The 16,559-nt window shown below is 69.8% G+C and carries 19 protein-coding genes; 14 read left to right on the plus strand and 5 right to left on the minus strand.

Annotated elements, in window-relative coordinates:
* The first annotated feature begins 71 nt into the window (after nucleotides 1-71).
* The 5 genes from MKK60_RS06225 (at nucleotide 72) to MKK60_RS06245 (ending at nucleotide 4,108) form a co-directional block, all read left to right on the plus strand.
* Nucleotides 72-578, plus strand: coding sequence for a GAF domain-containing protein (locus MKK60_RS06225; RefSeq protein ID WP_243936612.1), 507 nt, complete (start codon nucleotides 72-74; stop codon nucleotides 576-578).
* A 158-nt stretch (nucleotides 579-736) separates the two neighbouring features.
* Nucleotides 737-1,012 (plus strand): hypothetical protein, encoded by a 276-nt coding sequence (locus MKK60_RS06230; protein WP_147724692.1) that lies wholly within the window; start codon nucleotides 737-739, stop codon nucleotides 1,010-1,012.
* Between the two features lie 235 nt (nucleotides 1,013-1,247).
* Nucleotides 1,248-2,432, plus strand: a complete 1,185-nt coding sequence (locus MKK60_RS06235; protein WP_243984425.1) for a YihY/virulence factor BrkB family protein — start codon at nucleotides 1,248-1,250, stop codon at nucleotides 2,430-2,432.
* Nucleotides 2,433-2,493: 61 nt separating this feature from the next.
* Entirely contained in the window at nucleotides 2,494-2,925 is a 432-nt protein-coding gene (gene msrB / locus MKK60_RS06240; RefSeq protein WP_243984427.1) for a peptide-methionine (R)-S-oxide reductase MsrB, read from the plus strand.
* 265 nt (nucleotides 2,926-3,190) lie between these two features.
* Nucleotides 3,191-4,108, plus strand: a complete 918-nt coding sequence (locus tag MKK60_RS06245; RefSeq protein WP_243984429.1) for a hypothetical protein — start codon at nucleotides 3,191-3,193, stop codon at nucleotides 4,106-4,108.
* An 89-nt stretch (nucleotides 4,109-4,197) separates the two neighbouring features.
* Here MKK60_RS06245 and MKK60_RS06250 read toward each other — a convergent pair whose 3' ends face one another.
* Nucleotides 4,198-4,623, minus strand: coding sequence for a L,D-transpeptidase (locus tag MKK60_RS06250; protein WP_243934567.1), 426 nt, complete (start codon nucleotides 4,621-4,623; stop codon nucleotides 4,198-4,200).
* A gap of 258 nt (nucleotides 4,624-4,881) precedes the next feature.
* Between MKK60_RS06250 and MKK60_RS06255 the strand changes: the two genes are divergently transcribed.
* From MKK60_RS06255 to MKK60_RS06290, 8 genes are all read left to right on the plus strand, one after another.
* Nucleotides 4,882-6,273: a dicarboxylate/amino acid:cation symporter gene (locus MKK60_RS06255; RefSeq protein WP_243948967.1), complete on the plus strand. Its 1,392-nt coding sequence runs from the start codon at nucleotides 4,882-4,884 to the stop codon at nucleotides 6,271-6,273.
* A complete protein-coding gene (locus tag MKK60_RS06260; RefSeq protein ID WP_243984433.1) occupies nucleotides 6,270-7,196 on the plus strand; it encodes an ROK family protein in 927 nt (308 codons plus the stop codon). The genes MKK60_RS06255 and MKK60_RS06260 overlap by 4 nt, the downstream gene beginning before the upstream one ends.
* A gap of 69 nt (nucleotides 7,197-7,265) precedes the next feature.
* The gene (locus tag MKK60_RS06265) at nucleotides 7,266-8,276 is read left to right on the plus strand and encodes an ArsR/SmtB family transcription factor (protein WP_243984435.1); all 1,011 of its coding nucleotides are present in this window, start codon (nucleotides 7,266-7,268) and stop codon (nucleotides 8,274-8,276) included.
* 56 nt (nucleotides 8,277-8,332) lie between these two features.
* Complete coding sequence (gene metF, locus MKK60_RS06270; protein WP_147840880.1) at nucleotides 8,333-9,253, plus strand: methylenetetrahydrofolate reductase [NAD(P)H]; 921 nt, start codon at nucleotides 8,333-8,335, stop codon at nucleotides 9,251-9,253.
* Nucleotides 9,254-9,420: 167 nt separating this feature from the next.
* A complete protein-coding gene (metH, locus tag MKK60_RS06275; protein WP_243984438.1) occupies nucleotides 9,421-13,173 on the plus strand; it encodes a methionine synthase in 3,753 nt (1,250 codons plus the stop codon).
* 64 nt (nucleotides 13,174-13,237) lie between these two features.
* A complete protein-coding gene (locus MKK60_RS06280; protein ID WP_243984440.1) occupies nucleotides 13,238-13,492 on the plus strand; it encodes an antitoxin in 255 nt (84 codons plus the stop codon).
* Entirely contained in the window at nucleotides 13,492-13,893 is a 402-nt protein-coding gene (locus MKK60_RS06285; RefSeq protein WP_243984442.1) for a type II toxin-antitoxin system VapC family toxin, read from the plus strand. The genes MKK60_RS06280 and MKK60_RS06285 overlap by 1 nt, the downstream gene beginning before the upstream one ends.
* Nucleotides 13,894-13,988: 95 nt before the next feature.
* On the plus strand, nucleotides 13,989-14,435 hold the full coding sequence (locus MKK60_RS06290) for a hypothetical protein (protein WP_147728159.1): 447 nt from the start codon (nucleotides 13,989-13,991) through the stop codon (nucleotides 14,433-14,435).
* 4 nt (nucleotides 14,436-14,439) lie between these two features.
* On the opposite strand, the gene MKK60_RS06295 is transcribed toward MKK60_RS06290, so the two are convergent.
* The gene (locus tag MKK60_RS06295; protein WP_243934574.1) at nucleotides 14,440-14,673 is read right to left on the minus strand and encodes a hypothetical protein; all 234 of its coding nucleotides are present in this window, start codon (nucleotides 14,671-14,673) and stop codon (nucleotides 14,440-14,442) included.
* A gap of 179 nt (nucleotides 14,674-14,852) precedes the next feature.
* Between MKK60_RS06295 and fae the strand changes: the two genes are divergently transcribed.
* Entirely contained in the window at nucleotides 14,853-15,392 is a 540-nt protein-coding gene (gene fae / locus MKK60_RS06300) for a formaldehyde-activating enzyme (protein WP_147728265.1), read from the plus strand.
* Nucleotides 15,393-15,401: 9 nt separating this feature from the next.
* Here fae and MKK60_RS06305 read toward each other — a convergent pair whose 3' ends face one another.
* The 3 genes from MKK60_RS06305 to MKK60_RS06315 form a co-directional block, all read right to left on the minus strand.
* Complete coding sequence (locus tag MKK60_RS06305) at nucleotides 15,402-15,785, minus strand: hypothetical protein (protein WP_243984444.1); 384 nt, start codon at nucleotides 15,783-15,785, stop codon at nucleotides 15,402-15,404.
* A gap of 24 nt (nucleotides 15,786-15,809) precedes the next feature.
* The gene (locus MKK60_RS06310; protein WP_243984447.1) at nucleotides 15,810-16,028 is read right to left on the minus strand and encodes a Uma2 family endonuclease; all 219 of its coding nucleotides are present in this window, start codon (nucleotides 16,026-16,028) and stop codon (nucleotides 15,810-15,812) included.
* A gap of 65 nt (nucleotides 16,029-16,093) precedes the next feature.
* A complete protein-coding gene (locus MKK60_RS06315) occupies nucleotides 16,094-16,531 on the minus strand; it encodes a hypothetical protein (RefSeq protein WP_147728264.1) in 438 nt (145 codons plus the stop codon).
* Nucleotides 16,532-16,559 lie beyond the last annotated feature (28 nt).

Consider the following 16,559-nt stretch of genomic DNA (forward strand, 5'->3'; position numbering starts at 1 on the left):
CCGCGGTGAAACCTCCGCAGGATGCTTCGCATCGCGTGCACGGGAGCCGCTTGGCTGATAGGGTGCGCGCCATGGATGATGCACGCCTCGAAGAGGCTCGCGCCCGGCTCCTCACGGTCTCGTCGCTGCCCGACCTGGTGGCCGCCCTGCGGGACACCGCCCGTACGATCGCCGGCGCCGACGGCATCTCGGTGGTGCTGCGGGACGGCGAGTTCTGCCACTACGTCGCCGAGGACGCGATCCGACCGCTGTGGAAGGGGCGCCGCTTCCGGCTGCAGGACTGCATCTCCGGCTGGGTCATGCTGAACAAGCGCCCGGCCGTCGTTCCCTACATCGAAGGCGATCGTCGCCTGCCCGTCGAAGCGTATCTGGCGACGGCGATGTGCAGCCTGGTGATGATCCCGATCGGCGTGCCGGAGCCCGTGGCGGCGCTCGGCGCCTACTGGAGCGCCTGGGTCGAGCCCGACGACGCCACGGTCTCGCGCCTGCAATCGCTCGCCGACATGGCGACGGCAGCCCTCGCGCGCATGCGCCCGGTGGCAGGCGGCGCCCTCCTGGAGCCAGCACTCAGCGCCTGAGCAGGCCCGCCCGCATCGGCGTCCCGACGCGTCGCGCAGGATCGAAGCCATGGGCTGCCGGGACGATCCCCGAAGAACGCCCGCGCTGTGCCGGAACGTCGCACCCCGACCCTGGGTTAGCAAACGCGTGGTTCACGCCGAAACCAGGGAGAAACGCCATGAAAATCCTCACGCTGGCTCTCGCCGGCACGCTGATGCTCGGGTCCGCCGCCATCGCGGCGGAGGGCGGCTCGGGCACCACCAAGTCCGGGACCATGAACAGCACCGGCCCGAACGACGCCGGTGCCGGGTCGTCCCCGGGGGCGGCCGGAAGCGGCCCGACCACGGGCGACAAGAGCCGCTCCGGAACGTCCAACAGCACCGGCGCCAACGATGCCGGGGCCGGCTCGACGCCCGGCGCATCCGGGAAGGGCACCGCCGCACCGACCCGCTGAGCCGCGGTCGACCTGAATCGGGTGCCGGGCTCCAGCCCCGGCATCCGCCTGCGATGAGACGCGCCGCCGGTGCGGACTCGACGAACGGTCGAACCTTCGCCACCCCCGCGTGCGATCGTGAAAGCCCGATCCGCCCCGCGGAAGACCGGCCGGCGCGGTGGGCGCCGGGGAACGCACCGCAGCAGCCGACGTTCTAGCCGGGAAGCGCGGCTGTTCGCGCCCGGGTTCTCTTAGAATGTCTACGCCCAACCCCGGTCCGAGGAGCCCGTCGTCGGAGGACGGCTCGGTCGTCTGGATCCTGATGCTGGGATCGGCGCTGATCGCCCTCGTGGCGGCGCAGACCCGGAAAGGCACGCCGGCGGTCCAGCCCGCGGCCGAGCGGGTGGTCGAGCGGCGTCCGCCGCAGCGGGTGGCGCCGAGCGGGCAGGCGGGAGCGCGCTCGCATTCCGGCCGGGCGGCCCAGCGCATCGCCGAGACCCAGCCCGAGCGCGGCCGCGCCGCGACCAACCCGACCGAGATCACCGCCGCCGGCTGGAAGGACGTCGCCGTGCGCACCTTCCTCGAGTTCAACAAGGACCGGGTCCTGTCGGTGGCGGCGGGCGTCACCTTCTACACCCTGCTCTCTCTGTTTCCGGCGGTTGCGGCGCTCGTCTCCTGCTACGGCCTGTTCGCCGACGTGAACGTGATCAACGATCACCTCGCCAGCCTCCAGGGCGTGCTGCCGTCCGGGGCGATCGAGATCATCGGCGACCAGGTCAAGCGCATCGCCGCCAAGGGCGGCGGCACCCTCGGGCTGACGTTCTTCACCAGCCTGGTGCTGTCGCTGTGGAGCGCCAACGCCGCGATGAAGGCGATGTTCGACGCGCTCAACGTCGTCTACGAGGAGGAGGAGAAGCGCAGCTTCGTCATGCTGAACCTGCGCTCGCTCACCTTCACCGTCGGCGCCCTGGTGTTCACGATCTTCGCACTCGCCTCGATCGTGGTGCTGCCGGTGGTGTTCAACTTCATCGGCATCAGCGCCGGCGCCTGGTACGTCGCGGCCCTGCGCTGGCCGGCCCTGGTCCTCGTGCTGCTCGGTGGCCTGTCGCTGCTCTACCGCTACGGCCCAAGCCGCGAGCGCGCGCGCTGGCGCTGGGTCGGCGTCGGCAGCGTGGTCGCCGGCCTGCTCTGGCTCGTCGCCTCGCTGCTGTTCTCCTGGTACGTGGCGAGCTTCGGCAACTACAACGAGACCTACGGGTCGCTCGGCGCGGTGATCGGCTTCATGACCTGGATCTGGATCTCCTCGACGATCGTGCTGCTCGGCGGCGAGATCAACGCCGAGATCGAGCATCAGACCGGGCACGACACCACGACGGGCGCGGCGCTCCCGCTCGGCGAGCGCGAGGCGCGCATGGCGGACACCGTCGGCGCGGCGGCGTGACGGGCTCGCAGCGTCAGCCCTCCGGCCCCATATCGGGCGGATCATGCATGCGGAGGACGCGATGAGCGGATCGGACACGATGTCGGCGCCGGAGACCCGGACCGAGGCCGAGTGGCGAGCGGTTCTCTCGCCCGAGCAGTATCGGGTGCTGCGCGAGCACGGCACCGAGCGCGCCGGAACGAGCTGCCTGCTGGCCGAGAAGCGTCCCGGCACCTTCACCTGCGCCGGCTGCGGCACGCCGCTCTTCGTCAACGAGACCAAGTTCGAGTCCGGCACCGGCTGGCCGAGCTTCTTCGAGCCGCTGCCCGGCGCGGTGGAGACCCGGGTCGACCGCAGCCACTGGATGGTACGCACCGAGGCGCATTGCGCGCGCTGCAAGGGGCATCTCGGCCACGTCTTCGACGACGGCCCGGCGCCGACCGGCCTTCGATACTGCATGAACGGAGCATCCCTGGCGTTCACGCCGAAGGAGCCCGGGCCGGACTCGGTTTGAGGCAGGATAGTAAACGCTATCCAAGGTCCTGCGCCGCCGCGGTCTTGATTTCGGCGGCTTTTTGCTTAGTCCCTGAGTGATCGATGGGCAGCGAAGGCCCTGTCCGAAGCGGACGTGACGCGTGCGCCGCCAGGATCGACCCGCGGGACGGCCTCGCGCTCTGCGTGTGGCGCGGCCTTTCCAGCGGTCTTCGTCGCACGGAGCAGAACGGGCCGAACGGCCGGCGGTCACCGACCGCCGGAGCGTCCTTGAGCGGAGGTTGAGTATGAGCGTCGTCCGGCGGTTTCTCGTGGCACCGGCCCTGGTGCGTCTGATCCGCAAGGAGCGCGGCGGCGCCCGTATCACCGAAGGCTACTTCGCGCCGCAGGGCGGGCGGACCTCGTTCGTCCGGGTCGACGGGCAGCAATGCCATCTCGTCCTGATCACCAAGGATGCGGAGGGCGCCTCCGCCGAGGAGCGCACGGACGTGCCCCGCGCGCACGGCGACGCGCTGCTCGACGTCTGCTCCGGCAAGGCCGCCTACGACCGTACGGCGGTGTCGCTCGGGACGAAGGAGGCGGTGATCGACCGCTACGTCAGCCCGGGCAGCCTGGATCTCGTCACCGTCACCTTCGACGAGGCCGGCGAGGCGTCGGCCTTCACCGCGCCGACCTGGTTCGGTCGCGACGTGACCGAGGATGCCGCCTATGACCGCCAGGCGCTGGCGCTCCAGGGCATTCCCTCCACCGGCGAGATCGGCCTGAGCAACGCCGCCCTCGATGCCGTCCTCGACCTGATCGAGCCGCGCTTCGGCTTCGGCCGCTACGGTGCCAACACGCGCTCGGGCGAGAAGCCCGCCGAGAAGGACGGCGTCGTCGACGCGCTGCGCCGGATCGCGGGCACCGGTGCGCCGGCCGCCGCTCCGGTGGCCGCCGCCGTCGCCGCGGCTCCCGTCGTCGAGGCGCCGCCGCCCGCGCCGGAACCGGCCGCAGCCGAGCCGACGCCGGAGCCTGCAGCCGTCCACGCACCGGAGCCGGAAGCCGCCGAGACGCCGCCTCAGGATGCGCGGATCGACGACGTGATCGAGAGCCTGTCCCAGGCCCTCGGCGCCGCGATCCAGCAGCCGCAGGAGCCCGCCTCCGACGATCCGGCCTCGACCTTCGAACGGTGGACCGTCCGCCCCCGGCGCACGCAGCAGACCTGAGCGTCTGCCGCTTCGGACGCCGACGTCACCGACCTTCGAGGACCGCCGTTGCCCCCGCAGCGGCGGTCCTTCGCGTTCGGCGGGCGACCTCAGTTGCGGATGATCACGCTGGCGCCGCCATGGCTGCGGGCGAGGCCGAACAGCCGGCTGGCATGGCCGGGCGCGAGGCGGATGCAGCCGTGGCTGGCGCGCCGTCCGAGATGGCCCACCGCGTAGGTGCCGTGGATCGCGTAGCCGCCCCGGAAGAACATCGCGTGCGGCATCGGCGAGCCGTGATACTTGTGCGAGCGCCACATCGGTGCCATCAGCCCGACCCGGAAGTTGCCGTTCGGGGTGACGTAGCCGTTCCGTGCGGTCGAGACCGGCCAATCGTGCGAGAGCGCCCCGTCGACGTAGACGCGCATGCGTTGGCGCGACTGGTCGATCTGGGCGACGATGCCGGCGCTCGCGGGAACGACGAGGGCCAGGCTCAGGAGACCGCTCGCGGCGGTGAGGACGGCACGGACGAGGGGCACGACGAAGCTCCGGTGCTCGGAAAGGTCGGCCGACGGACGCGGACGTCCGGCGTCGACTTCGACGCGACCGCGATGACTTCAGTGCCCACTGTACTCTGCCGCGAAAAGACCGTTTTTCCTGTAGGAACAGGTTTTTGTCACACCTTCGGCGTGTCGAAATACTCAGCCGCCGTTGAGGCCCGAAGCCAACTTCGCTAGCCTCCGGCCAAATGGGAGGGTGCACGGCAAGCGTGCACGGGCGAGATCATGGCGCAGGCGATGCACGGTTCGACGAACGTAGCGGTGACCGAGAAGGCGATACGCCCGGATCCCTGGTACAAGGTGCTCTACATCCAGGTGCTGATCGCGATCGCGCTCGGCATCCTGCTCGGCTACCTCAGCCCCGATTGGGGCAAGTCGATGAAGTGGCTCGGCGACGGCTTCATCGCCCTGATCAAGATGATGATCGCGCCGATCATCTTCTGCACCATCGTGCACGGCATCGCCTCGATCGGCGACCTGAAGAAGGTCGGCCGCGTCGGCCTCAAGGCGCTGATCTATTTCGAGGTCGTCTCGAGCTTCGCGCTGCTGATCGGCATCATCGTCGGCGAGGTGGTCCGGCCGGGCGCAGGCTTCGGCGCCGACCTGTCCAAGCTCGATGCCAAGGCGGTCGAGGGCTACGCCAGCAAGGCGGCCGCCGACTCCACCGTCGCGCACATCCTCGGCCTGATCCCGAAGAGCTTCTTCGACGCGATGGCGACCGGCGACCTGCTCCAGGTGCTGCTGATCTCGATCCTCACCGGCTGCGTGCTGACCGGGATGGGCGCCAAGGGCGAGGCGATCACCCACGGCATCGACGCGGCCGGCCAGGTGTTCTTCCGCATCATCGGGCTGATCGTGAAGCTCGCTCCCATCGGCGCGTTCGGCGCGATGGCCTTCACGGTGGGCCAGTACGGCATCGGCAAGGTCATCGACCTCGCCTGGCTGGTCGGCACCTTCTACACCACCTCGCTGCTGTTCATCTTCGTGGTGCTCGGCGGGATCGCAGCCTTCTGCGGCTTCTCGATCTTCAAGTTCCTCGCCTACATCAAGGACGAGCTCCTGATCGTCCTCGGCACCTCCTCGTCGGAGACGGTGCTGCCGCACATGATGACCAAGATGAAGCGCCTCGGCGCCTCGGATTCTGTCGTCGGCCTCGTGATCCCGACGGGCTACTCGTTCAATCTCGACGGCACCAACATCTACATGACGCTCACGACGCTGTTCCTGGCGCAGGCGGTGGGCGCGGACCTGACCTTCGGGCAGTACGCGACGATCTTCCTCGTCGCGATGCTGACCTCGAAGGGCGCCTCGGGCGTCACCGGCGCGGGCTTCATCACCCTGGCGGCGACGCTGGCCGCGATCCCGGGCACCCCGGTGCCGGTGGCGGCGATGACGCTGGTGCTCGGCGTCGACAAGTTCATGTCCGAGTGCCGCGCGCTGACCAACCTGATCGGCAACGGCGTCGCGACCGTGGTCGTCTCCCGCTGGGAGGGCGAGCTCGACAAGGCCAAGCTCAACCAGGTGATGGCGCACCCCGTGTCGATCGGCACGCACATCTCCGACGAGACGCCCGAGCCGATGACGGTCGAGAGCGGTCCGCGCGCGCCGAAGGTCGCCGCCGCGGAGTGAGCGCATCGCATACCGGGGCGGCCCACCGCCTCGGCATCGATCTCGGAGGCACCAAGACCGCCGGCATCGTCCTCGATGCCGGCGGTCGCGTTCTGGCCGAGGCCCGCCTTCCGACACCCCGGAACGATTACGCCGGCACGGTGCGGACGATCGCGGACCTCGTCGCCAGGCTGGAGGCGGAGGCGGGCGGCACCTGCACGGTCGGCGTCGGGATGCCGGGCGCGATCTCGCCGGCCACCGGCCTCGTGAAGAACGCGAACTCGCACTGGCTCAATGGGCAACGGTTCGGTGCCGACCTCGAGACCGCGCTCGGGCGGTCCGTCCGCATCGAGAACGACGCGAACTGCCTCGCCGTGTCCGAGGCGGTCGACGGCGCAGGCGCCGGGGCGAGCCTGGTCTGGGCGGTGATCCTCGGGACCGGCGTCGGATCGGGCATCGCCTGGGATCGGCGCCCGCTCGCCGGCCGCGGCCGCATCGCCGGGGAATGGGGCCACAACCCGCTGCCGCGGCCCGGCGACGACGAGCGGCCCGGCCCGGCCTGCTATTGCGGACGTCGCGGCTGCATCGAAACCTGGGTGTCGGGGCCGGGCCTCGCGGCCGACCACGCCCGCCGCACCGGGATCGCAGTTTCGGCCGAGGCGGTGGTTGAGGCGATGCGCGAGGGCGACGTCGTCGCGAAAGCGACCTTCGCCGCCTATCTCGACCGGCTCGGCCGCAGCGTCGCGCACGTGGTCAACATCCTCGATCCCGACGTCGTTGTGATCGGCGGCGGGCTCTCGCGGGTCTCGGAACTGATCGCCGGCCTGCCGGCGGCGACCGCACCGCACGTCTTCTCGGACCGCTTCAACACGCCGATCCGCGAGAGCCTGCATGGCGACGCCTCGGGCGTGCGCGGTGCAGCTTGGCTGTGGAACGCCGGATAGCCCGGCGCTCGCCCGCGACGCGCGAAAAGGCACTTGTCACCGGCCGCGATCGGACATAAAGATATCTTTATGTCTAACGATCGCGCCAGCCCGACGGCACCGGTCTCCTTCCCCGACGCGCTGGGCGTGTTGCGGGCGGCGGCGGAGGAGACGCGCCTGCGTATTCTGGCGCTGCTGTCCGAGGGCGAGCTCTCGGTCTCCGACCTTACCGACATCCTCGGCCAGTCCCAGCCGCGGATCTCGCGCCATCTCAAGCTCCTGGTCGAAGCCGGGCTGATCGAGCGCCACCGCGAGGGGGCATGGGCGTTCTTCCGGCTCGCGGAGACCCGCGCCGGCCTGGTCGACCCGCTGATCGCCGGCCTGTCGCGCGACGGCGCGCCGTTGTCCGAGGATCGCGCTCGCCTCGACGCGGTCCGCAGCCAGCGGGCGGAAACCGCAAAGAGCTTCTTCGCGCGGCTGGCACCGAAATGGGACGAGCTACGCTCGCTCCACGTGCCCGAGGCCACCGTCGAGGCGGCGGTGCTGGCGGCTTTGGGCAATCGTCCGGTCCGCAGCCTGATCGATCTCGGGACCGGCACCGGGCGGATGCTCGGGCTGCTGGCGCCGCTCGCCGGCCGGGCGACCGGGCTCGATTCGAGCCACGCCATGCTCTCGGTCGCGCGCGCCAACCTGGAACGGATGGGGTTGGCGCGGGTCGACCTGCGCCAGGGCGACATCCACGCCCCGCCCTTCGCCCGCGGCAGCTTCGACCTCGTGGTGGTGCATCAGGTGCTGCATTATCTCGACGAGCCGGCGCGGGCGCTGCGCGAGGCCGCCCGCCTCGTCGCGCCGGGCGGCCGCCTGCTGGTGGTCGACTTCGCCCCGCACGACCTCGAGTTCCTGCGCGAGTCGCAGGCCCACCGCCGTCTCGGCTTCGCCGCCGATCAGGTCTCGGGCTGGCTGTCCGAGGCCGGGCTCGACACCGTGGTGACCCGCGACCTTGCGCCGACCGAGCAGGCCCAGCTCACCGTCACCCTCTGGCTCGCGGCGGACGGCCGTGTCGCCCCCGAAGCCACCCAGCCCGAACGCGCCGTCGCCTGAGGCGGCCGACGCCCTTCCACGATCGTCTGAACCGAACGACATTGAGGACGAAGCCCATGCCGAACGCCAACCGCCACCGCGCCAGCCGCGACGGGTACCACCCGATCCGCGTCTCGATCGAGTTCTTCCCGCCGAAGACCGAGGAGATGGAGAAGATCCTGTGGTCCTCGATCGAGCGGCTGGCGCCGCTTGGGCCGAAATTCGTCTCGGTGACCTACGGGGCCGGCGGCTCGACCCGCGAGCGCACCCACAACACCGTGGCCCGCATGGTGACCGAGACCGGCCTCAAGCCGGCCGCCCACCTGACCTGCGTGGACGCGACCCGCGACGAGATCGACGCGGTGGTGCAGTCCTACTGGGATGCCGGCGTGCGCCACATCGTGGCGCTGCGCGGCGATCCCGCCGAGGGCGTCGGCCACGCCTATCGCCCGCATCCCGGCGGCTACGCGCAGACCTCGGACCTCGTCGCCGGCATCAAGCGCATCGGCGACTTCAAGGTCTCGGTCTCGGCCTATCCCGAGAAGCACCCCGAGGCCGCCTCGCTCGACGCCGACATCGACGCGCTGAAGGCCAAGGTCGACGCCGGCGCCGACCAGGCGATCACGCAGTTCTTCTTCGAGAACGACGTCTACCTGCGCTACGTCGACAAGGTGCGCGCCGCCGGCATCGACATCCCGATCATCCCCGGCATCCTGCCGGTGCAGAACTTCAAGCAGGCCGCCAACTTCGCCCGCCGCACCGGGGCCTCGGTGCCGTATTGGCTGGCGGCGCGCTTCGACGGGCTCGAGGGCGACGTCGAGACCCGGCGGCTGGTGGCGGCGGCGGTGGCGGCCGAGCAGGTGCTCGACCTCGTCGACGAGGGCGTCAACGACTTCCACTTCTACTCGATGAACCGCTCCGACCTCGTCTACGCGATCTGCCACCTGCTCGGCCTGCGCGCCCAGGCACCGAAGGTGGCGACGGCGAAGGCGGCCTGATCGATCGACCTCCCGTCATCCCGGGGCGCCGCGGGCGCGCCCGGGATCCAGACGCGCGAACCTTGCCGACAAGTCTTTGACGGCAGCCGAAACCGGCCTTCCGGACCCGTTGCGGTTCTGGATCCCGGGCTCCGCTGCGCGGCCCCGGAATGACGAGTGACACATCCATGACCGACCTTCGTCCCGTCGACGGCACCGAGATCGAAGCCGCCCTGCGCCAGCGCGCGCGGGAGAAGATCCTCGTCCTCGACGGGGCGATGGGCACCGTGATCCAGCGCCTCGGCTACGGCGAGGCCGACTTCCGCGGCGAGCGCTTCAAGGACCACGCCCACGACCAGAAGGGCAACAACGACCTGCTGATCCTGACGCAGCCCGATGCGATCCGGCAGATCCACCTCGACTACTTCCTCGCCGGCGCCGACGTCTGCGAGACCAACACCTTCTCCGGCACCACGATCGCGCAAGCCGATTACGGCATGGAATCGGTGATCCACGAGCTGAACGCGCAGGGCGCGCGCCTCGCCCGCGAGGCCGCCAAGCTCGCTGAGGAGCAGGACGGCCGCCGCCGGTTCGTCGCCGGCGCCGTCGGCCCGACCAACCGCACGCTCTCGATCTCGCCGGACGTGAACAACCCCGGCTACCGCGCCGTGACCTTCGATCAGGTCAAGCAGGCCTATGCCGAGCAGGTCCGCGGCCTGATGGACGGCGGCGCCGAGCTGATCCTGATCGAGACGATCTTCGACACGCTGAACGCCAAGGCGGCGATCGCCGCCACCTGGCAGGTGTTCGACGAGCGCGGCGTCACCCTGCCGATCCAGATCTCCGGCACGATCACCGACCTGTCCGGGCGCACCCTGTCGGGCCAGACCCCCGAGGCGTTCTGGAACGCGCTGCGCCATTGCCGGCCGCTGACCTTCGGCCTCAACTGCGCGCTGGGCGCCCGCGAGATGCGCGGCCACATTTCGGAGCTGTCCCGCGTCTGCGACACGCTGGTCTGCGCCTACCCGAATGCCGGCCTGCCCAACGAGTTCGGCCTCTACGACGAGAGCCCGGAGGCGATGGCCAAGCTCGTCGCCGAGTTCGCCGAGGGCGGCATCGTCAACATGGTCGGCGGCTGCTGCGGCACCACGCCGGACCACATCCGCGCCATCTCCGAGGCCGTCGCCGGCAAGACGCCGCGGGTAATCCCCGAGATCGCGCCGCTGATGCGCCTGTCCGGCTTGGAGCCGTTCACGCTGACGAAGGAGATCCCCTTCGTGAACGTCGGCGAGCGCACCAACGTCACCGGCTCGGCCAAGTTCAGGAAGCTCGTCACCGCCGGCGACTACGCCGCCGCCCTCGACGTCGCCCGCGACCAGGTCGCGGCCGGGGCCAGCATCATCGACGTCAACATGGACGAGGGCCTGCTCGATTCCGAGAAGGCGATGGTCGAGTTCCTCAACCTGGTCGCCGCCGAGCCCGACATCGCCCGCGTGCCGGTGATGGTCGATTCCTCGAAGTTCCACGTCATCGAAGCCGGCCTGAAGTGCATCCAGGGCAAGGCGATCGTGAACTCGATCTCGATGAAGGAGGGCATCGAGAAGTTCGTTCACGACGCGAAGGTGTGCCGCTCCTACGGCGCGGCCGTGGTGGTGATGGCCTTCGACGAGGACGGCCAGGCCGACACGCTCAAGCGCAAAGTCGAGATCTGCACCCGGGCCTACAAGGTGCTGACCGAGGAGGTCGGCTTCCCGCCCGAGGACATCATCTTCGATCCGAACGTGTTCGCGGTCGCGACCGGCATCGAGGAGCACAACGGCTACGGCGTCGCCTTCATCGAGGCGACCCGCATCATCCGCGAGACGCTGCCCCACGCCCACATCTCGGGCGGCATCTCGAACCTGAGCTTCGCCTTCCGCGGCAACGAGCCGGTGCGCGAGGCGATGCACGCGGTGTTCCTGTACCACGCGATCAAGGTCGGCATGGACATGGGCATCGTCAACGCGGGCCAGCTCGCGGTCTACGACCAGCTGCCGGCGGAGCTGCGCGAGCTGTGCGAGGACGTGGTCCTGAACCGGCGCGACGACGCCACCGATCGCCTTCTGGAGGCGGCCGAGCGCTTCAAGAGCGGCGCCTCGGCCCAGGCCAAGACCGCGGACCTGACCTGGCGCGAGGGCACCGTCGAGAAGCGCATCGAGCACGCGCTGGTCAACGGCATCACCGAGTACATCCTCGCCGACACCGAGGAGGCCCGCCAGGGCGTGGCGCGGCCGCTCCACGTCATCGAGGGCCCGCTCATGGCCGGCATGAACGTGGTCGGCGACCTGTTCGGCTCGGGCAAGATGTTCCTGCCGCAGGTGGTGAAGTCCGCCCGCGTGATGAAGCAGGCGGTGGCCTACCTCGAGCCGTACATGGAGGCGGAAAAGCTCGCCAACGGCGGCGACGGGCAGCGCCGCGCCGCCGGCAAGGTGTTGATGGCCACCGTGAAGGGCGACGTCCACGACATCGGCAAGAACATCGTCGGCGTGGTCCTGGCCTGCAACAACTATGAGATCATCGACCTCGGCGTGATGGTGCCGGCGACCAAGATCCTCGAGGTCGCCAAGCGCGAGAACGTCGACATCGTCGGCCTCTCCGGGCTGATCACGCCGTCGCTGGACGAGATGGTGCACGTCGCCGCCGAGATGGAGCGCGAGGGCTTCGACGTGCCGCTGCTGATCGGCGGCGCCACCACCAGCCGCGTCCACACCGCGGTGAAGATCCACCCGTCCTACCAGCGCGGGCAGGCGATCTACGTCACCGATGCCAGCCGCGCGGTCGGCGTGGTCTCGAGCCTGATCTCGAAGGAGACCCGCGGCGGGGTGATCGAGAAGGTGCAGGCGGAATACGCCAAGGTCGCCGATGCCCACGCTCGCTCGGAGCTCGACAAGCAGCGCCTGCCGCTGGCCAAGGCCCGCGCCAACGCGTTCAAGATCGACTGGACCGATTACGCGCCGAAGAAGCCGAGCTTCACCGGGACTCGCGTCTACGGCTCGTACGAGGTGGCCGACCTCGTGCCCTACATCGACTGGACGCCGTTCCTGCAGACCTACGAGTTCAAGGGCCGCTACCCCGCGATCTTCGAGGACCCGAACCAGGGCCCGGCGGCCAAGGCCCTGTTCGAGGATGCGCAGGCGATGCTCAAGCAGATCGTCGCCGAGCGCTGGTTCAACCCGAAGGCGATCCTCGGCTTCTGGCCGGCCAACGCGGTCGGCGACGACATCCGCCTCTACACCGGCGAGAGCCGCTCCGAGACGCTGGCGACCTTCCACGGCCTGCGCCAGCAGCTGTCGAAGCGCGACGGGCGGCCGAACACGTGCCTGTCGGACTTCGTGGCGCCTGCCGAGACCGGGATCGCCGACTACGTCGGCGGCTTCGTCGTCACGGCGGGCCTGGAAGAGGTGCGGATCGCCGAGAAGTTCGAGCGCGCCAACGACGACTACCGCTCGATCCTGGTCAAGGCGCTCGCCGACCGCATCGCCGAGGCGTTTGCCGAGCGCATGCACGAGCGCGTGCGGCGCGAGTTCTGGGGCTACGCGGCGGACGAGACCTACACGCCGGAAGAGCTGGTGCGCGAGGAATACGACGGCATCCGCCCGGCCCCGGGCTACCCGTCGCAGCCCGATCACACCGAGAAGGTCACGCTGTTCGACCTGCTCCAGGCCGAGCGCCGCATCGGCGTGAAGCTCACCGAATCCTACGCGATGTGGCCGGGCTCGTCGGTCTCAGGGCTCTACATTGCCCACCCGAAGGCGCACTACTTCGGCGTCGCCAAGGTGGAGCGCGACCAGGTCGAGGACTACGCGATGCGCAAGGGCATGGACCTGCACGCCGTGGAGCGCTGGCTCGGGCCGATCCTCAACTACGATCCGGCGCGGTACCTGGCGGTGGCGGCGGAGTAGGCCGCCTCGACTTTGCGGCTCCGGCCTCCCGATCTATCCTCGTGACGGACATCGGGAGGTCGGCATGTCGAACATCGCGAAGATCATCCGATCGGACGGGGAGGAGGCGGTACAATTGCCGCCCGGTTTCCAGTTCGAGGGCGACACGGTGCGGATCCGACGCGACGGCGAGGCGGTCATCCTCGAACCGATCGTGAATGAGTGGGCTTGGCTCGAAGCGATCGCCGTCAAGCTCGACCCTGACGTCCTCGATGCCATCCTGGAAGCCACGGATGTAGATGTGCCGCAGCAAGACCGCCCGGCGCTCGACGAACTCTGATGCTCTATCTGCTTGATACCAATGTCGTAGTGGCTTTGCTGAAGCAACGACAACCGGTTTGGGAGCGGTTGCGAGCACATCGGCGGCGCGATTTCGGCGTTTCGGCGATCGTTTCGCACGAGTTGTTCTTCGGCGCCTATCATGGTGATCGCCAAGACGAAACGCTCGCCGGGATCGATGCCCTGCGCTTCCCCGTGATCGATTTCACCGTCGCCGACGCCCGCAAGGCCGGCGAGATCCGTGCGGTCCTCGCCGCGGCCGGAACGCCGATCGGCCCCTACGACGTCCTGATCGCCGGGCAGGCACTCGCGCGCGACGTGACGCTCGTCACCCGCAACGTCCGCGAATTCTCGCGCGTCCCCGGCCTGCGGGTCGAGGATTGGGAAGGCGGCGGCGCATAAGCCGGCGCCTGTGTCCCGGCGGAGCTTGACCGGGCGGCCGTCGCGGCTTCAATGCCCGTGCGGGTCGTCCGCGGGTCGGTTGCGTGGAGACGGGTATGAAGCGGCTGGCGTTTGTCATCGCCGTCGCGACGGGCCTCGCGGTCACCGGATGCACCGGGTTTTCCCACATCTCCAAGACCTATGTCAGCCTGACGCCCCAGGTCGTGACGATCTCCTGCAACGACCCGTACGAGGTCTACGACCAGCGCCAGCAACGACGGATGCTGATCGTCTCGAACGCGGTACGCGAGTTCACCGGCTGCGGCATCGGCGACCGCTATGCCGACCGCGACCCCGGCGAGACGCGGGCGGCGCGCTTCCGCCTGGCGGCGCGGACCTACCTCGACGAGACGGTGCGCGAGGATTGCAGGATCACCGGCGAGACGGTGTTCACCGACCTGCAGACCGAGTTCGTCTACGCCTGCGGCGCCCCGATCGAGCCGCGCACCGCGAAGGTGCCGCGCCTGCCCGGGCGCACCAATCCCGGCATCGGGCTGCGTTGAGCCGCTATCGCTTGGCGGGCTGCGGGAAGCTGCGCTCGGCGGCGTCGCCCGAGGCGGCGAGCAACGTGCGGGCGAAGGCGCGCGCCTCCGCCCGGCTCAGGCTGAGGATGGCGGTGACCGGCTTGCCGTCGAGGTCGGGCAGCCCAAGCTCGAGGCGCACGCCGTCGCCCGCCGCCGCCGCGGACAGGCTCCAGCCGCGTTCGCCCGCGGGGCCCGGTTCCTGCTCCGGATCGCTCATCGTCGTGCATTCCCGTTCGGTCGCCGTCCTGCATGACCGATCGCGCCCGCGGAGGCCAGAGCCGGCGCCGGGCTTTATCGAGGCGGCCGCCCGGTCCGGCGGTTGACGAAGCCCTCCGGGGATGATGTCTGCGCGGCCGACCGCGCCTCGCCGGGGCGCCGCTTCCAAGGCCGAGAGACATGTCCGAGATCTGGTTCCGCACGGGCGAGGCGACGGTGCTCGCCGCCGAGGGGCAATACACCGACGCGATGCCCGAGGTGCTGATCGGCTCGACGCGGGGCCCGGTCGGCCAGGCCTTCGCCGGCATGATGGGCCAGGTGCAGGGCCACACCCGGATGTTCGTGGTGCGCGACCTCAACCAGCTCGTGCGCCCGGCGACGATGATGACCACGAAGGTCACGATCCACACCGCGGAATACGCCGAGCTTCTCGGCGGCGTGGTTCAGGCCGCAACCGGCGACGCGATCGTCGATTGCGTGATCGAGGGCATCCTGCCCAAGGACGGCTTGGACGAGCTGTGCATGATCATCATGATCTGGCTCGACGAGCGCTGCGGCGCCGATCCGAACGTGGACCGCAAGGACCTCTACCGCACCAACTACGAGGCGACGAAGCTCGCCATCGGCCGCGCCATGCGGGGCGAGCCGACGATCGAGGAGCTGATCGCCAACCGCAAGACGGTGAAGCACTACGCGCTCGAGGACGTCGTCGAGTACTGAGGCGAACGCTCAGGCCGTCCTCCGCGCGCGTGCCAGGGAGGTGCGCGCGTAGAGGTCGACGACCCGGCAATCCAGGCCGGCGGCGGGCAGGATCAGGCGCTCGCCGGGATCGGTCAGGCGTCGCGTGATCCAGCCGCCCGCGTCGCGGATGGCGACCGTCACCGCGACGACCCACTGCTCGATCAGCAGGACGACGTCGCACATCGGCAGGGCCTGGTAGCCCGCCAACTTGATCGCGATCTTCCCGCGGTTCGAGCTCGAGGGCTTCCGGCGGTCGCTGGGGGAGATGATCTCGGCGGCGAGGTAGCAGGTCCCGGAAACGCTTCGGCCGGGCTCGACGTCGGATCGATCGATCACGGCGGCGTAGGGAACGTAGGCGTTCCCCTCGATCACCGGCCGCAGGTCGATCGCCGGGTTCTACAGGACCACCCGGTCCGAGCCGATCCGTTCGAGGCCCTCACTCAGCCGCCGGTCGAGGTTTCCGGCGATGATCTGATGATCGATGCTCGGCTGCGCCTGCATGACGAAACGCCCTTCGATGAGTTCCCATTTCTCCTCGTCGGGGCGGGACGCGACGAAGTCCCAGAAGCTTCGATGCGCGTCGAGGCGGGAAGCATCCGTCAGCAAGGCGGGCATGATAGGCTCCGTGCCGAGAACGTCTGCGAGAGATCGGCCCGACCGCACGACCGGTCAAGCGCATGTCAGCCCGGCGGGATGCGGCCGACCGAGCAGAGGGTGCGGATCGAGCCGGTGCTGTCGGTGTAGCAGCTCGCCGACCAGCCGTTCTGCTGGACGAACGACTTGCGCCGCTCCGAGAGCGCGGTGGCATGCGCCGTGGCGATGATGGCCTGGACCGCGCCGGCCGACTCGCCGACGAGCAGCTCGGAGGCGATCGACAGGTCGCGGAAGAAGGCGGCCGACGGCGTCGTCTCGCCGGAGCTCGCCTGGACGATCGGCTCGGCCCGGCAGGTCAGGTCGAGCTTGATCGCGCCGGGCACCCGGATGTCGATGCTGGGGCCGGCGCGGCGCCCGACCTTGCCGCCTGTGGCGGCGGCGATCCTCTGGGCGAGGCCGTCGCATTCGTCGGCGCGGGCAGCGGCGGGGATCAGCAGGAGGCAGGCGAGGGCGAAGCGAAGCATGGCCGCACCATACGCGCAGCCGGTCGGC

It is taken from the genome of Methylobacterium sp. J-092 (assembly GCF_022829325.1).
GTDB lineage: Bacteria > Pseudomonadota > Alphaproteobacteria > Rhizobiales > Beijerinckiaceae > Methylobacterium.

Coding starts and splice junctions, on each gene's coding strand:
- MKK60_RS06285 (WP_243984442.1), top strand. CDS start 13,492: ATGCTCTATCTGCTTGATACCAATGTCGTAGTGGCTTTGCTGAAGCAA.
- MKK60_RS06230 (WP_147724692.1), top strand. CDS start 737: ATGAAAATCCTCACGCTGGCTCTCGCCGGCACGCTGATGCTCGGGTCC.
- metF (WP_147840880.1), top strand. CDS start 8,333: ATGCCGAACGCCAACCGCCACCGCGCCAGCCGCGACGGGTACCACCCG.
- MKK60_RS06315 (WP_147728264.1), bottom strand. CDS start 16,531: ATGCTTCGCTTCGCCCTCGCCTGCCTCCTGCTGATCCCCGCCGCTGCC.
- MKK60_RS06255 (WP_243948967.1), top strand. CDS start 4,882: ATGCACGGTTCGACGAACGTAGCGGTGACCGAGAAGGCGATACGCCCG.
- MKK60_RS06295 (WP_243934574.1), bottom strand. CDS start 14,673: ATGAGCGATCCGGAGCAGGAACCGGGCCCCGCGGGCGAACGCGGCTGG.
- metH (WP_243984438.1), top strand. CDS start 9,421: ATGACCGACCTTCGTCCCGTCGACGGCACCGAGATCGAAGCCGCCCTG.
- fae (WP_147728265.1), top strand. CDS start 14,853: ATGTCCGAGATCTGGTTCCGCACGGGCGAGGCGACGGTGCTCGCCGCC.
- msrB (WP_243984427.1), top strand. CDS start 2,494: ATGAGCGGATCGGACACGATGTCGGCGCCGGAGACCCGGACCGAGGCC.
- MKK60_RS06225 (WP_243936612.1), top strand. CDS start 72: ATGGATGATGCACGCCTCGAAGAGGCTCGCGCCCGGCTCCTCACGGTC.
- MKK60_RS06235 (WP_243984425.1), top strand. CDS start 1,248: ATGTCTACGCCCAACCCCGGTCCGAGGAGCCCGTCGTCGGAGGACGGC.
- MKK60_RS06280 (WP_243984440.1), top strand. CDS start 13,238: ATGTCGAACATCGCGAAGATCATCCGATCGGACGGGGAGGAGGCGGTA.
- MKK60_RS06265 (WP_243984435.1), top strand. CDS start 7,266: ATGTCTAACGATCGCGCCAGCCCGACGGCACCGGTCTCCTTCCCCGAC.
- MKK60_RS06310 (WP_243984447.1), bottom strand. CDS start 16,028: ATGCCCGCCTTGCTGACGGATGCTTCCCGCCTCGACGCGCATCGAAGC.
- MKK60_RS06290 (WP_147728159.1), top strand. CDS start 13,989: ATGAAGCGGCTGGCGTTTGTCATCGCCGTCGCGACGGGCCTCGCGGTC.
- MKK60_RS06245 (WP_243984429.1), top strand. CDS start 3,191: ATGAGCGTCGTCCGGCGGTTTCTCGTGGCACCGGCCCTGGTGCGTCTG.